This window comes from Candidatus Electronema sp. JC, from assembly GCF_048287365.2.
In the GTDB taxonomy this organism is placed as follows: Bacteria; Desulfobacterota; Desulfobulbia; order Desulfobulbales; family Desulfobulbaceae; genus Electronema.
The window spans coordinates 1-14542 of record NZ_JBLWEM020000027.1 but is presented as its reverse complement, the minus strand read 5'-3'; the positions used below and the strand labels follow the sequence as shown (position 1 = coordinate 14542).

Sequence of the window (14542 nt, the reverse complement as noted above, 5' to 3'; positions counted from 1 at the left end):
TTGATTTGCTGACTCCGAAACGCAGAGCCGTCTCTTCAAAGCTCAGGCTGTCCTGGTCTTTGATCTCCAAAACCTTCCGACGAAAATCTATTGAGTATGCCATACGCACAGTGTAGTCATTTTATACTGCTTTGGCTATATGCAGCAGGTCTTTGGCGACTAAGTAAAGAATGCTGATGATTCGACCGGCCCGGCCATTGCCGTCATAGAATGGGTGGATGGATTCAAACTGATGATGAATGACCGCCATTTTCACTAAGGGGTCAAGGCCGCTCATTGCGTCATCGTTGATGAACTGCTCAAGATTGCTCATCAGGCGCAGGATTTCCCGATGATCTTGCGGCGGAGTATAAACCACAGCCCCGGTCTGCTCGTTGATCAGCTCTGTTCCCGGCACCTTTCTCATGCCAGCGTCGTTCTGCTCCAGCTCCTTGTGAATTTCCAGAATGTGGTTGATGGTCAGGAGGCCGCTCTGCCGCACCAAGGCAAAGCCTTTCTGCAAGGCTGCCGCGTACCGGCTGACCTCTTTGGCCGCAGGGTTCAGAATCAGGTTCAGTTCCGATTTATACAAGTCATCATGCGTTGTTATGATGTTCTCAATCTCCGAACTGTCTTTCGCCTCTTGCAGCGTGAGGGTGGAAATCAGGATGGACTGGTTCGGAATGGTGGAAGCCAGCCCTTTCAGCTCGGCAAGGTAGCGGTGCGCTGAAGCTGTTTTCTTCAGAACATCCTTGGTTTCCAAGTCGTTTTCAGGAGGCAGGGCAGGTATGGGCATGATGCTTATCGGCTGCTGATATGTATAAAAAAAGCTGTTTTCTATACATTAGCCGATTCTCATGTATAAGAAAACAGCTTTTCGCATCTATGATATTCGGCTTGATCAGCGACTTTCTCTCCTATAAACTAAGTTAAGAGACTAAGTTTCACACAACAGAGGGCAGGACGATGAGAACAGTGAATGTGCATGAGGCGAAAACGCATCTGTCAAGGCTGCTGGCCTTGGTTTTGGCAGGCGAGGAAATCACCATCGCAAAGTCCGGCCAGCCCTGCGCCCGGCTTGTGCCGCTGCCGCAGAGGAAGAGAACGCCGGGCATTGCCAAGGGAGCGGTCACAGATGCTTTTTTTGAGCCGCTGCCGGAAGAGGAGCTGCTGGCATGGGAAAAATGACCCTGCTGCTGGCACGCACATTTTCCTGTGGTGGCTTTTTGATGATTCCCGGCTTCCGGCAGGCATCCGCCGCGCTGTTGAGGATGCGGACAATGCCGTGCTGATCAGCGCGGCCTCTGTCTGGGAGATAACAACGAAATTCCGGCTGGGCAAGCTGCCGGAGGCGGCAGCCGTGGCGAAGAATGTTCCGCTCTGGATTGAGAAGGCGGGCTTTGCGCCGCTGGCTGTGAGTCCCGCCCATGCCCAGCTTGCCGGAGCATGGAAGCAGGCGCATGATGCGTTGGCCGCATTCCCGATTCAGATCATGAGCCGATGACTTTAATGCTGAGTCTGGTTCATTAAGCTTGACGGCGGCAGATCGGAAACGATAGAATGAAAGTCACCTCGAAAAATATCGATTTTGCCAAAATCGGCATCGAATAATCAGGCAGTTGCAACGCGATAACTGTCAAAAATACCAATTTTTCGAGGTTCACGTTAATATGACAGCTCCCATCCTCGAAGTCAGCGGCCTGACGATGCAGTTCGGCGGCATCCGCGCCTTGGACCGCCTTGACCTCAGCATCCGGCAGGGCGAGATTGCTGCTTTGATTGGCCCCAACGGCGCAGGCAAGACTACCTTTTTCAACTGCGTCACCGGAATATGCAAACCGACTTCCGGCCAGATTCAGCTGCGTCTCCCTGACGGCAAAACGGCGCGGCTGAACGGCCTTGCCCCGCACAAGGTGACGCAGGCCGGGCTGGCACGCACCTTTCAGAACATCCGTCTGTTCCCGGCCATGACTGTGCTGGAGAATGTGATGATCGGGCGGCACTGCCGGACCAAGGCCGGGCTGCTCGGCGCGATTTTCCGGGACAAAGGGACGCAGCAGGAGGAGCGCGAGATCACGGCCCGATCCTTCGCTCTGCTGGAAAAGACCGGGCTGGCCGAGGTCGCGGACGAGCTGGCCAAAAACCTTTCCTACGGGGCGCAGCGCAGGCTGGAAATCGCCCGCGCCTTGGCCACGGAGCCGCTGCTGCTGCTCTTGGACGAGCCAGCGGCGGGCATGAACCCGCAGGAGACCGCCGAACTGGACCGCCTGATCGCGCAAATCTGCCAGGAAGGCGTTTCCATTCTTTTGATCGAGCATGACATGAAATTGGTGATGAGCCTCTCCGACCATATTTTTGTGATGGATTATGGCCGGAAAATCGCCGAGGGAAAGCCGGATGAGGTGCGCCGCTGCCCGGAGGTGATCCGGGCTTACCTGGGGGAGGAGACAACGGACGCGGGAGAAAGCTCTTGACAAAAAATGAGAGAATTATATTCTGTCAGAACTGACAGGCGCAATCCCATGCCTGAAAATTCCTTTCAAGGAGCTGTTGCCATGAAAACACTCAAACTGGCTTTCGCCGCCGCCGCCTTGGCTTTGTTCGCCACCCAAGCTGCCGCGCAGGTGGTCTTTCAAGCGCCGATGCAGTTTGCCGGAACAGGCTGCAAACCCGGAGAATACTCCTTCTCCGGCGACGGCACGGACACTCTGACTGTGCTGTTCAGCGCCTATGACGCTGGCAAGCCGACTGAAAATGCCGCCAGCGGAATGCAGCGCACCGCGTGCAGCTTTGTCGTCCCGGTCAAGGTGCCGCCGGGCTTTCAGGTTTCAACTATGACCACGGACTGGCGGGGCTTTGCCGAGGGCAGAACAGAGCTGTTCCGCGAATACTTTTTTGCAGGCCAGCGCGGGCCGCAGGCGCGGACGAATCCCAAAGGCAACTACACCGAACGCGACAATTTGATGCACAACACTTGGAGCGGCTGCAACGGCGGTGTTGTTCCCCTGCGGATCAACAGCTCAGTGCGGGCGGTCAGCAATCCAAGCTATATCGCCGTTGACACGGTTGATCTGCAAAACAAAGTCGTTTTTCAGCTGCATTCGAGACGCTGCCGGTAACAAGCCGGACGCGCTGATGAAAACCCATGCCGCATCGGCATGGGTTTCTTTTTTTTGCAAAAGGATTTTGTAAAAGGAGAGACCATGACAAGAATGATCATCGCCGCCGCAGTGCTGGCGGCAGCTGGCCTTGCGGTCACAGAAGCGGCAGCGCAGGTTTATTTCAACGCTCCGGTGAAATTCGCCGGAACAGGCTGCGGCGCAGGCTCATACACCGTCAGCGGCGAAGGCACGGACACGCTGACCGTTCTGTTCAGCGTGTATGATGCCGCACTCCCAGCTGAAAACGCCGAAAGCGATCTAGAACGCGCCTCATGCAATTTCGCAGTGCCCATTAGTGTGCCAGCCGGGCATCAGGTTTCTGTGATGACGGCGGATTGGAGAGGATACGCTGACGGCTCGACTAAATTTCTCCGTGAATATTTTTTTGCCGGGCAGGCTGAGGGAATCAAAAAAGAATCCAGCCCGTCCGGCGATTACACAGAGAGCGACAGCGAGCTGACACATGAGACATTCAGCAAATGCGGAGAAAACGTTACCCTGCGCATCAACAGCTCTGTTGAAGCTCTGACGGACGGCAGTTACATTGCAGTTGATAGTGCTGACATGCAGAACACGCTGGTTCTGCATGTGGAACAGAAAAGCTGCGGAAAACGGGCTTTGCCTGCCGTTTTCAACATGCTGCTCTGATCATCTCATCCGGTATGCGCTCGGCAGCTCGCTGATGTTGGTGCAGCAGACATTCATATCGCGGAGGATGCCGTCCTCAATGCTGTAAATCCAGCCATGCACGGCCAGATCCTGGCCGCTCTTCCAAGCGTTCTGGACAATGGTGGTGTGACAGACATTGGCCACCTGCTCAATCACGTTGATCTCGCAGAGCCTGCTGATTTTTTCGGCATCATCCGCCAGGCCGTCAATCTCCTGCTGATGGCGGCGGCAGATGTCCTTGATGTTCAGCAGCCAGTTGTCAATCAGGCCGTGCTCCTTGTTTTCCCACGCCGCCTTGATCCCGCCGCAGCCGTAATGGCCGCAGACGATGATGTGCTTCACGCGCAGCACATCCACCGCATATTGAATCACGGAAAGGCAGTTGAGGTCGGTATGCACGACCAAATTGGCGATGTTGCGGTGGACGAAGATTTCTCCGGGCAGCAGGTCAATGATTTGATTGGCAGGCACCCTGCTGTCCGAGCAGCCGATCCAGAGATATTCCGGATTTTGCTGCCGGGACAGTTTCAGAAAAAAGTCAGGATCCTGCGCCTTCATTCCTTCCGCCCATCTCCTGTTCTGCTCAAACAGCTTTTTCAAAACCCGCATGAACGCGCTCTCCTGATAATTGTTGTCCTTGCTGCCCTCCGCGCTGCGCGGAGGACTTGAGTTCCTGCCGGGCATGGTGTAGAGTTGCCTCAGTGCTGTCTGAAAGAAAACGGACAGATATTCCCGCAGACAGAGACAGGCGCGGCAGTTTGGCGCAAGGAGGAAATGATGAACACTTCAGACAGCAGAACAAACACGGCGCGGGGCTGCGCCTGCGGACTGGCGGCGCTGGCACTGCTCTGCGCCCCGCAGATGCCGCTGGCCTCGTCCTCGCTGCCCAGCCAGCTTGACATGGCCCTTGGCTTGGAGGCGATGGGCGGCGAAAGCAGCTACGCCATCGGCGGAACAGCTGTCTACGCCGACGGCGGCAGCAGCAGCGAGATATTCCCGATGAGCGAGCTGAAATGGCCGCTCGACATCGGGCTGGCCCGGCTTGATCTCGGCTGGACCTTCAGCCCGGCCTGGCGGATCAGCGGCAGCCTGAGAACCAATCTCACTGACCCGGACGGGCAGATCACAGACCGCGACTGGCTCACGCCGGAGCTGCCGCAGCGGCTCGATGTCTATTCGGAAAGCGATGTTTCCTCGCTGGACGCGCTGATTTTCGACATCGCCGCAGAGTGGACCTTCTGGCAGCGGGCGCTGTGGAGCCTGTACGCCGGGGCTGGCTGGCAGCGGCAGCACTTTGAATATCAAGGCCGGACCGTTTTTCAGCGCTCGCCCTCCGGCCTGTCCGGCTACGCCTTTCAAGGCGGCGGAACCGGGCTGGCGTATGAGCTGACCTATTCCATGCCCTATCTGCTCCTTGGCTCGGAATATCAGCTCCTGCCGCAGCTCAGGCTGGCAGGCAGCGTCGCGCTGGCGCCGTCAGTCAGCGCGGAGGATGAGACCCTGCTGCCGCTCCGCAGCAAGCGGGCTGAGGGAGATTTGGACGGCTCGGCCCTGATGCTCGACCTCTCAGGCATTTACTATCTCACGCCGTGGTGGCACGTGAAGGCCGGGCTGCATCAGGTCTGGATTGACTTGGACGGCGAGCAGCATCAGACCGTGAACGGCAAGGCTTTAGGCAGGATCGGCATGGAGGCGGAAAGCAGGCAGACCTCCGGCTATCTGAGTCTTGGCTATTCCTTTTAACCGCTGAAAACAAAGGCGGAGCCGCAGCTCCGCCTTGCCTGCCGCTTCAGCTCCGCAGCGTCATCATCTCCTTGCGGAGCTGGCTGAATTCCGTCAGCAGCTCCTGCTTGAGCCGGGAGAACTCCTCTCGCACCAGCCCCAAGCTGTCCTCGGCAGCCGCTTCTTCCGGCAGCTGCGGGCGGCGGAGCAGCGCGGCAAAAAAGTCCTGCTGCCATGCCGTGTAGCAGCTCACCGCTCCGGCCAGCGCCTCCGGCTCCTCCGCCCGCTTCAGCGCGGCGGCCAGTTCCTGCATCACCGCGCCGCCGCCCGCCGCCGCGCCTTCAGGCGCCTGTGCAAGCAAAGCCGCTGAAGAATCGAGCAGATTCATAATGATGGACTGCGGCACCGACAGCGGCTCCTCGCGCCGGGCCGTTGAGGCCAGCTCCGCCACCTGCCGCAGCTGGGCAGACGACGGCACCGCAGACAGGGCCGCAGCGGCGGCGGCCAAGGAGGCGAAGGCTGCGCCGCCAGCGACCGCGCCTTTTCCGCTCAGACCTGCGGCAGCCTCTTCCTCGTCTTCCGCAGGCTCCGGCTCCACGCCGCTGGCAAAAGGATCCGGCAGGTCATCCTGACCAAAAAATGCTGATTGGCTTTCTGCCTCGTACTCTTTGCCGAGCAGCAAATCGTCTTCATTGTCGTCCGGCAGGGCCGCTGCGGTCAGCTCATCAGCCTCTTCATCTGTTTTTCCTGCGGCAAGTTCAACTAACGCGCCACTGTCAGAGCTGAAGAGCGCGTCGTCTTCGTCCGCAGTCAGGCTGTCAGCTTCAGCAGCCTCAGACTCCTCTTCCGCCAGCCCGAACAGCTCATCCTGCGCCTCCAGCTCCTCTTCTTCCGCCGCCGCGCTGAGACCGTAACTGCCCTCGTCCCCGGCGATGCTGAAGAACGCCTCCTCCGTCTCCTCTGCGGCAGGGGCTTCGTCCTCATCTTCGCCGATTGCTGAAAAATTCGGTTCTTCCCCAGCTTCTGCCGCTCCGCTGCCATCATCCAGCCCGCTGTCAAAGCCAAAGAGGGCATCGTCGTCGTCCGCAGCAGTCAGGCTGTCAGCCTCAGCAGCTTCAGACTCCTCTTCCGCCAGCCCGAACGGCTCGTCCTGCACCTCCGGCTCTTCTTCCGCCGCCGCGCTGAGACTGTCACTGTCCTCGTCTCCGGCGATGCTGAAGAACGCCTCCTCTGTCTCCTCTGCGGCAGGGGCTTCGTCCTCATCTTCGCCGATTGCTGAAAAATCCGGTTCTTCCCCGGCCTCCGCCGCTCCGCCGCCATCATCCAGCCCGCTGTCAAAGCCGAAGAGGGCATCGTCGTTGTCCGCAGTCAGGCTGTCAGCAACAGGCTCCTCTTCCTCAGCCGCAGGGCTGCTGCTGTCGTTGAACTCATCCGCGCCGAAAAGATTTTCATCCGCAATTTTTGCTGACGGCTCATCGTCCAAAGGCGTTATGAGATCGTCATCCAAATCCGGCGTGTCGTCCTGCGAGTCCTCCACCAGATCATTGTTCAGCGAATCATCTTCAAAGCTGAACAGCGAATCAAGTTTCGATTTGATCTCGGCGGCTTTTTCACTGCCGATCTCTTCATCCGCCTCGTCAGAGGCAGCAGCGGGAGATTCGTCGTCCTCGCCGCCGAAGAGGCCGACATCCATGCTCAGGACTTCATCAGGCTCCTCCGCTGCGGCTGGCTCCTCTTCCGCCTCAGCCGCCAGCGGCGCGGCAGCCTCCTCGTCATCGAAGCTGAAGAAGGAGTCGAGGCTGCCTGAATCCAGCATGTCCGCTTCGGCCTCAGCCTCTGCGGCGGGAATTTCCTCATCCGCCTCGTCAGAGGCAGCAGCGGGAGACTCGTCGTCCTCGCTGCCGAAAAGGCCGACATCCATGCTCAGGACTTCATCAGGCTCCTTTTCCGCCTCAGCAGCCAGCGGCGCGGCAGCCTCCTCGTCATCGAAGCTGAAGAAGGAGTCGAGGCTGCCTGAATCCAGCATGTCCGCTTCGGCCTCAGCCTCTGCGGCAGGAATTTCCTCATCCGCCTCGTCAGGGACGGCAGCGGGAGACTCGTCGTCCTCGCCGCCGAAGAGGCCGACATCCATGCTCAGGACTTCATCTGGCTCCTCCGCTGCGGCTGGCTCCTCTTCCGCCTCAGCAGCCAGCGGCGCGGCGGCCTCCTCGTCATCGAAGCTGAAGAAGGAGTCGAAATCTGAACCGAGTTCATCCTCCTCTTTTGCCGCAGACGGAATCTCCTTTTCATCCGCCAGCGCGGCAACAGGGCCGTCCTCTTCCTCGTCGCCAAAGAGACTCACATCCTCATCCTCAGCCGCTGCGGCAGGCGCTGCCGCTGACACGGCTTTTGCTTTGGCCGGAGGCGGCGGCCCGTCCAGCTCGTCATCAAAATTGAAAAAAGAATCCAGCTCGTCATCTTCCTCATCTTCGTCGCCCTGCTCCGCCGCCGAAAGGCTTTGCCCTGGTTCCAATTCAGCTGCGGGCTGGGCCGCCGGAGAGGCATCCTCCTCAGTCTCGCCGCCAAAAAGGCTGTCGCTGTCATCGTCAGCGAAGTTTAAGGCCGCACCTGAACCCTTGTCTGCCGCAGCAGCAGGGGCCTCATCAAATTCGTCCTCAAAATTGAAAAAAGATGAGTCCAAATCGGCGCTGTCATCGTCCTCATCCTCCGGCGTGTCATCAAGGACACGAGCCAAGGAAGACTTGGCCGACGCGGCCGCCGACTTGCTTCCCGCCGCAGGCGGCGAAGCCTCATCCAGCTCATCATCAAAATTGAAAAAAGAATCCAGCTTCTCGTCCAGCTCCGTCGCCCGGTCCGCGCCAAGGTCCGCTGTGGAGAGGCTGTCGCTGAATCCGCCCTCCTCCTCCTCGTCAGCCAAGGCGGGAACGACACCGCCGCCCGAAGAAAACAAGTCATCGCCGAACTCCTCATCCTCATCGCCGCTGGCCGCCGGTTTTGCCGAAGCGGCAGGCCGTGTCGGCGCGTCAGCCGCCGGAACAGCATCGTCCTCGTCGTTAAAGGAGAAGGCCGCATCGTCTGCCGCAGGCGCCTCCTGCGGCTCAGGTTCAGGCTCCTCTGGTTCCGCCGCTTCATGCCTGCCTGCGGCGGCGCGGGCGATCACCTCTTTCAGGCTGTTCAAGCTGCCGATCTGCTCAAGCAGGATGTGCCGCCGCTGCTCCGCGCCGAGCTGCGGGCTTTCAAGCAGCATTTTCAACGCGTCGTAAAACGAATGCAGGATGGTGAAGGAATCAGGATGGGCGTTGGTTTTCTGCTCACGGATGTAGGCGCCGAGGGCCTGCAAGCCCTGAATCAGCACCTGCGCCTCTTTGTCGCCGCTCAAATGACTGCGCAGTTCGGCGGACTCCTTGCTGAATTTTTCCAGCCCCTCGTCCGTGACCTCCCATTCCAGCCCCAGAATGGTGGCCTCCATGCTGCGCAGCGGCCCAGGCACGGAGCTGTCTTGGGCCGCTGGCGCGGCGGCTGAGGAGGACGGCGGCGCGGCGGCGGCCGGTTTGGCCGGAGATCTGGGCTTTTCGGCTTCGGCGGCGGCAGGCTCTTCGCGTCCGCCGGACTGCGCATTTTTCAAGGAGCTGATCTGATATTGCAGCACCTTGAACTTGCGGATGTCCGCCTTGAGCATGGCGGTGATGTTTTCGCCGCTGATGTTGGGCGAGGAAATTATTTTCTCATAGTTGTGGTACAGCGTGAGCAGCAGCTTGATGGCGTTAGGATGAGCGTAGGCCCCTTCGGCCTGCATGTACCTGCCGACATTCTCCATGCCCTGAAGATAAATCTGCGCCACCTTGTCGTCCTTCCACATGGCGCGCAGGCTGGCCAGCTCCTCGTTCAGCTCGGTCAGTATCTCCTCGGTGATGTCCCAGTCGAGCGAGAGCACAATCGATTTGAGACGCAGCAGCGGCGAGTCATCGTCGTCGGCGAATTCAAATAAATCAACTTCTCCGGTGTCGAAGGATTCGTCTGCGAACTGCGTGAGGTCTTCAAATTCGTCGATTGAGGGAGCCATGATCTTTGTCCGAACTTGTCAGGGGCGCTGCGTCAGCTGTCCATGCTGTTCCGTTCACAGGAGCTTCTTCTGCACCGACACAACAGTGAGAGAGATGATCTTTTTGAGGGTTTCTGGAACGTTGTGGCCGGTCAGCGCGCTGGCCTCGAAGTACGGCACCTTGAGCTTGCTGTTCAGATCCTGCTCCAGCACGGCGGTGGGCAGGATGGGGATGCCTTGGTCGCGGAGGTCAACCTTGTTGTACTGCATGACCAAGGGAATTTTGAAAATCGACTCTTTGTACTCTTTGAGGTTTTCGTGCAGCTGGTTGAGGGAGCGGATGTTTTTTTCCCGCATCGCCTCCTGCGCGTCGGCGACGAAGACGATGCCGTCCACGCCTTTCAGCACCAGCTTGCGGGTGGCGTTGTATTTCACTTGGCCGGGCACGGTGTAGAGCTGGATCTTCAGCTCATAGCCCTTGATCTTGCCCATGTCAAAGGGCAGGAAGTCGAAGAACAGGGTACGGTCGCCGTGAGTTTTGAGGCTGACCATCTCGGACTGAATCTGCTTGCTGAACTTCCGGTTGATATATTCCAAATTGGAGGTCTTTCCTCCTCTGCCAGGCCCGTAGTAGACGACTTTGACTTGGACGATTTTTTCACGCAGATTGATGAAGCTCAAGGCAGTCTCCCGCTGTTGGTTTGATGCTGTTGACGAAGGACAGTTCCAAGCTGAAGCTGGACATGCTCATTTGCCTCCCCAGAGCTTTCGGATCTGCTCCAGAGCCTTCACAACGTTCAGCCTGAGAAAACCTAATGAGATGTGCTTCCCGAACATGGTGATCAGGAGCAGCTCCTCGTCGATTTTGGAAAAATGGATGTTGCAGTCCGTGCCCTTGTGGAAGAGCAGGGAGAACTCCTGCTCTCCGACCAGCTTGGCCATCGCATCGACGGTCGCGAAATTGCCGGCTGCCAGAGCGGCGAAGGAATAGACATCATACTTGGTGGCGCCGCTGTCCTTCGCCGTGATGATGTTCCCTGCCATGTCAATGATGATCACACAGTCCACACCGATCTTAATGAGCTGTTCGGACAGTATTTCATCAATTTTTTCAAGCTGTTCTTGGCTGACCACACCGTAGTTCATCTGGTACCCTCATTCGCTTTGCTTTGGTTGTCCGGCAGGGCTGGAGCCGACCGGTCTGTCTCCATTTTTTGACTATACGCCAGATAATCATATATATGGAAGCTGTTTTTGACCGCCTTGCCAATTTTATTCTCACGGCCTGCTTACCGGAACGCAGGCATGGGCAGATAAACGCATTTTCAGCTCTGCCTCTTGTTTTGTCAAGCGCCGGTCTCAGTTCTGCCGTGACAGCCTGCGGATCCTGGAAATGGTTCCGAGGTAGATTTTCTCCGAAACATCATCGAGAATATGCTCAACCGCCTCGTCCTCGGAGCTGGCCTGCCGGGCTAATGTGTTGTAATCCTCGGTCCAGACCTCCTGCGGAGCCTCCCAGATAATTTTGCCGTTCCTGAGGTCCTTCAGCACATAGCGCAGGGTCAGCTCGACTTTGACATCGGTGGTGCGGGCCTCGCCGCTCCAGCCGATGCCGGGCAGATTGATGGAGATGATTTCACCGGCGAGAATGAGGTCCGCGCCCTCCTTTTCCTTGGTCAGATTGATTTTGTCGGATTTGAGGAACCACTCGGAGAGCGAGTTGTACATTGTGCTGTCAATGCCGAGCTTGTCAGTGCGGTTGCCCCAGGTCGGCATGTAGATGGCGACCTCCGGGCCGTCATAGACATTGGGGAAATAATAGCCCGCGCAGCCGCCGAGCAGCAGCAAAAAGAACAGAAAAGACAGCAGGGCAGCGGATATCCGGTTCACAGTCGCACTCCTTGGTTTGAGCTTGCAGTTCACTTGACAACAATATTAACAAGTTTGTCTTTGACCACAATGATTTTCTGCACCGCCTTGCCAGCTATGAAGCCGCTCACCCGCTCGTCGGCGAGAGCAAGCGCCTTCTGCTCCTCCTCGCCGGTGCCGACAGGAACGGTGAGACGGGCGCGGAGCTTGCCGTTGATCTGCACGACGAGGGTCAGCTCGTCTTCCGCCGCTGCCGCCGGGTCGAAATCCGGCCAGCGCCGCTCCTGCAAGGTCTGGCCATGACCGGTGAGCTGCCACATTTCCTCGCAGAAATGCGGCACCATCGGGAAAAGCAGGTGCAGCACAGCCTCGAAGGCTTCCCGCAGCACGCGGCGACCGACAGGCTGGGCAGCTTCCTCGCCCGCTGCTATGCTGATCTGGTTGACTAACTCCATCACGGCAGAAATGGCGGTGTTGAAATGGAAATCCTTTTCAATGCTGTCCGTCACCCGGCGGATGGTCTGATGCGTCTTGCGGTGGAGCTGGCGGTCAGCGGGAGAAAGGCCGCCGATGTCCACGGCGCCCGCATTGTCCGCGCTGAAGCAGTCCAAATTCAGATGAATCAGGCGGAACACCCGGTTGAGGAAACGGAAACAGCCCTCCACGCCTTGGGGATTCCACTCCAGATCACGCTCCGGCGGGGCGGCAAAGAGGGCGAAAAGCCGCACCGTGTCCGCGCCATATTGCTGAATTAGGTCGTCCGGATCAACCACGTTGCCCTTTGATTTCGACATTTTCGCCCCGTCTTTGATCACCATGCCCTGAGTGAGCAGATTGGTGAACGGCTCGTCAATGTCCAGATAGCCGAGGTCGCGCAGGGCCTTGGTGAAGAAGCGGGAGTAGAGCAGATGCAGTATCGCGTGCTCCACGCCGCCGATGTACTGATCCACCGGCAGCCAGTATTTTGCCGCCTCCTGATCCAAGATGCCGTCCTCTTTGCGCGCGCTGGTGTAGCGGGCGAAATACCATGAGGACTCCATGAAGGTGTCCATGGTGTCGGTCTCGCGCTTGGCAGGCTGGCCGCATTTCGGGCAGGTCGTGGTGTAAAACGCCTCCTGATGATGCAGCGGGGCATGGCTGCCGTAAGGCGGCGTGGTGCCGGGCAAAACCACTGGCAGCTGCTCCTCCGGCACCGGCACTGCGCCGCAGCTTTCGCAATGAATGACCGGAATCGGCGCGCCCCAGTAGCGCTGGCGGGAAATGCCCCAGTCGCGCAGCCGCCAAGTGATGTGCGCCTTACCGAAGCCCAGCTTTTCCGCCTCGGCAATCACCGCTTTCTTGGCTTCTCCTGAAGGCAGCCCGTTGAACTTGCCGGAATTGACTAAAACGCCGTCGCCTTCCCAAGCCGCCTCCATGCCTGCGCCGTCTAACGGCTCGCCCGGCGGCTGCACCACCGGACGCACCGGCAGGTTGTATTTGCGGGCAAACTCGAAATCGCGCTGATCATGGGCAGGCACAGCCATGACCGCGCCGGTGCCGTATTCCATCAGGACAAAATTGGCGACATAAATCGGCACCCGCTCGCCGTTGAACGGGTTGAGGCAGTATTTTCCGGTGAAAATGCCGTGCTTCTCCGGCTCCTGATCCAAGGCCATGCGCTGCTTTTCCAGCAAAGTCTGCTCGATGAAGCCGCGCACCGCCGCCTCTTGCTCCGCGCCCGCGATCAGCGAATCAATCAGCGGATGCTCCGGTGCCAAGGACATGAAAGTCACGCCGAAAATCGTGTCCGGGCGGGTGGTGAAAATGGTGATTTTTGCCGCGCTGTTTTCAACTTGGAAATCGCAGGCCAAGCCTTGGCTCCTGCCGATCCAGTTGCGCTGCATGGTCACGACTTTTTCCGGCCAGCCGCTCAGCTTGTCCAAATCGGCCAGCAGCTCCTCAGCATAATCAGTGATCTTGAGGAACCAGCCGTGCATGATTTTTGGCACCACCTGCTTGTCGCAGCGCCAGCAGCAGCCGTTGATCACCTGCTCGCGGGCCAGCACGGTGGCGCAGTCCTCGCACCAGTTGAGCGTGGTCTTCTTGCGGTACACCAGCCCTTTTTCCAGCAGCTGGAGAAAGACGCGCTGCTCCCAGCGGTAGTATTCCGGGCGGCAGGTGGCGATTTCCCGGTCCCAGTCGTAGCTGAGGCCCATCGCCTTGAGCTGGCCGCGCATGTAGTCAATATTGCTGTAGGTCCACTGCGCAGGATGCACGCCGGACTTGATGGCGGCATTTTCGGCGGGCAGGCCGAACGCGTCCCAGCCCATCGGATGGAGGACGTTGAAGCCGCGCATCCGCTTGTAACGGGCTACCACGTCGCCGATGGAGTAATTGCGGGCATGGCCTATATGGATGCGCCCGGACGGATACGGGAACATCTCTAAAACGTAATATTTAGGCCGCTGCGGGTCCGCGCTGACCTTGCACGGTTTTTCTGTCAGCCACCGCTGCTGCCATCTGGCTTCAATGCTTTTGAAATCGTATTTGAGAGGTTCCTGTCTGCTGGTGTCCATGATCGCTTGTCCTGCCGAAATGAAAAATTGTGCTGCCCGGAGCAGCATACAACGCGGCGTTTTTTCTGCACAGCAAAAAATGCGCGGCAGCCCTTGCTGTGCAGGCTGTTTGTCAGCCAAATGAAGCCCCGCCATGCGGCGGCTCCAGCTCGCTGTAATTCTCGAATGAGGTGTATTCGCCGAGGAATATCAGCTTGACGGTACCCGTCGGCCCATTGCGTTGCTTGGCGACAATCACCTCAGCAATGCCCCTGTTCGGGTTCTCTGGCGACTTATTATAGACCTCGTCTCTGTAAATAAATAGAACTACATCAGCAGTTTCCTCAATTTCACCGCTTTCCCGCAAATCCGACATCATGGGCCGTTTGTCAGTGCGGCTCTCCAAGCTGCGGTTGAGCTGAGACAGGGCGAGCACCGGCACGTCCAGCTCCTTGGCCATCGCCTTGAGCGAGCGGGATATTTCGCTGATCTCCTGATTGCGGTTTTCGGAGCCGGAGCGGCCCTGCATGAGCTGAAGATAATCCACCACCACCAGACCGAGATCA

The 14542-nt window shown here is 58.4% G+C and carries 13 protein-coding genes and 1 pseudogene; 6 read left to right on the top strand and 8 right to left on the bottom strand.

Features of this window, described 5'->3' with window-relative positions:
• Window positions 1–136: 136 nt before the first annotated feature.
• Window positions 137–775: pseudogene (locus tag ACNKH3_RS04275) on the bottom strand (Fic family protein); the annotation flags it as partial.
• Between the two features lie 170 nt (window positions 776–945).
• On the opposite strand from ACNKH3_RS04275, the gene ACNKH3_RS04270 reads away from it, so the two are divergent.
• The 5 genes from ACNKH3_RS04270 to ACNKH3_RS04250 all read left to right on the top strand — a co-directional run bounded on the left by ACNKH3_RS04270 (window position 946) and on the right by ACNKH3_RS04250 (window position 3788).
• The gene (locus ACNKH3_RS04270; protein WP_417916099.1) at window positions 946–1167 is read left to right on the top strand and encodes a type II toxin-antitoxin system Phd/YefM family antitoxin; all 222 of its coding nucleotides are present in this window, start codon (window positions 946–948) and stop codon (window positions 1165–1167) included.
• Window positions 1115–1483, top strand: coding sequence for a type II toxin-antitoxin system VapC family toxin (locus tag ACNKH3_RS04265; protein ID WP_420208369.1), 369 nt, complete (start codon window positions 1115–1117; stop codon window positions 1481–1483). Before ACNKH3_RS04270 ends, ACNKH3_RS04265 begins: the two co-directional genes overlap by 53 nt.
• Window positions 1484–1649: 166 nt before the next feature.
• Window positions 1650–2453, top strand: a complete 804-nt coding sequence (locus ACNKH3_RS04260) for an ABC transporter ATP-binding protein (protein WP_420208368.1) — start codon at window positions 1650–1652, stop codon at window positions 2451–2453.
• 81 nt (window positions 2454–2534) lie between these two features.
• Complete coding sequence (locus tag ACNKH3_RS04255; RefSeq protein ID WP_417916102.1) at window positions 2535–3098, top strand: DUF4360 domain-containing protein; 564 nt, start codon at window positions 2535–2537, stop codon at window positions 3096–3098.
• A gap of 84 nt (window positions 3099–3182) precedes the next feature.
• Complete coding sequence (locus tag ACNKH3_RS04250) at window positions 3183–3788, top strand: DUF4360 domain-containing protein (RefSeq protein WP_417916103.1); 606 nt, start codon at window positions 3183–3185, stop codon at window positions 3786–3788.
• On the opposite strand, the gene can is transcribed toward ACNKH3_RS04250, so the two are convergent.
• On the bottom strand, window positions 3789–4418 hold the full coding sequence (gene can, locus ACNKH3_RS04245; RefSeq protein ID WP_417916104.1) for a carbonate dehydratase: 630 nt from the start codon (window positions 4416–4418) through the stop codon (window positions 3789–3791).
• A gap of 168 nt (window positions 4419–4586) precedes the next feature.
• Here can and ACNKH3_RS04240 point away from each other — a divergent pair, with 168 nt between their 5' ends.
• Window positions 4587–5552 (top strand): omptin family outer membrane protease, encoded by a 966-nt coding sequence (locus tag ACNKH3_RS04240; RefSeq protein ID WP_420208367.1) that lies wholly within the window; start codon window positions 4587–4589, stop codon window positions 5550–5552.
• Window positions 5553–5598: 46 nt separating this feature from the next.
• On the opposite strand, the gene ACNKH3_RS04235 is transcribed toward ACNKH3_RS04240, so the two are convergent.
• From ACNKH3_RS04235 to ACNKH3_RS04210, 6 genes are all read right to left on the bottom strand, one after another.
• Window positions 5599–9594 (bottom strand): hypothetical protein, encoded by a 3996-nt coding sequence (locus tag ACNKH3_RS04235; RefSeq protein ID WP_420208366.1) that lies wholly within the window; start codon window positions 9592–9594, stop codon window positions 5599–5601.
• A 54-nt stretch (window positions 9595–9648) separates the two neighbouring features.
• Entirely contained in the window at window positions 9649–10254 is a 606-nt protein-coding gene (locus ACNKH3_RS04230) for a GTP-binding protein (RefSeq protein WP_417916107.1), read from the bottom strand.
• A 66-nt stretch (window positions 10255–10320) separates the two neighbouring features.
• A complete protein-coding gene (locus tag ACNKH3_RS04225; RefSeq protein ID WP_417916108.1) occupies window positions 10321–10719 on the bottom strand; it encodes a roadblock/LC7 domain-containing protein in 399 nt (132 codons plus the stop codon).
• A gap of 213 nt (window positions 10720–10932) precedes the next feature.
• On the bottom strand, window positions 10933–11463 hold the full coding sequence (lptE, locus tag ACNKH3_RS04220; RefSeq protein WP_417916109.1) for an LPS assembly lipoprotein LptE: 531 nt from the start codon (window positions 11461–11463) through the stop codon (window positions 10933–10935).
• Between the two features lie 29 nt (window positions 11464–11492).
• Window positions 11493–13997: a leucine--tRNA ligase gene (gene leuS / locus ACNKH3_RS04215; protein WP_417916110.1), complete on the bottom strand. Its 2505-nt coding sequence runs from the start codon at window positions 13995–13997 to the stop codon at window positions 11493–11495.
• A gap of 112 nt (window positions 13998–14109) precedes the next feature.
• Window positions 14110–14542 (bottom strand): replicative DNA helicase (locus ACNKH3_RS04210; RefSeq protein ID WP_420208365.1); only part of this gene is annotated, 433 nt, incomplete at its 5' end.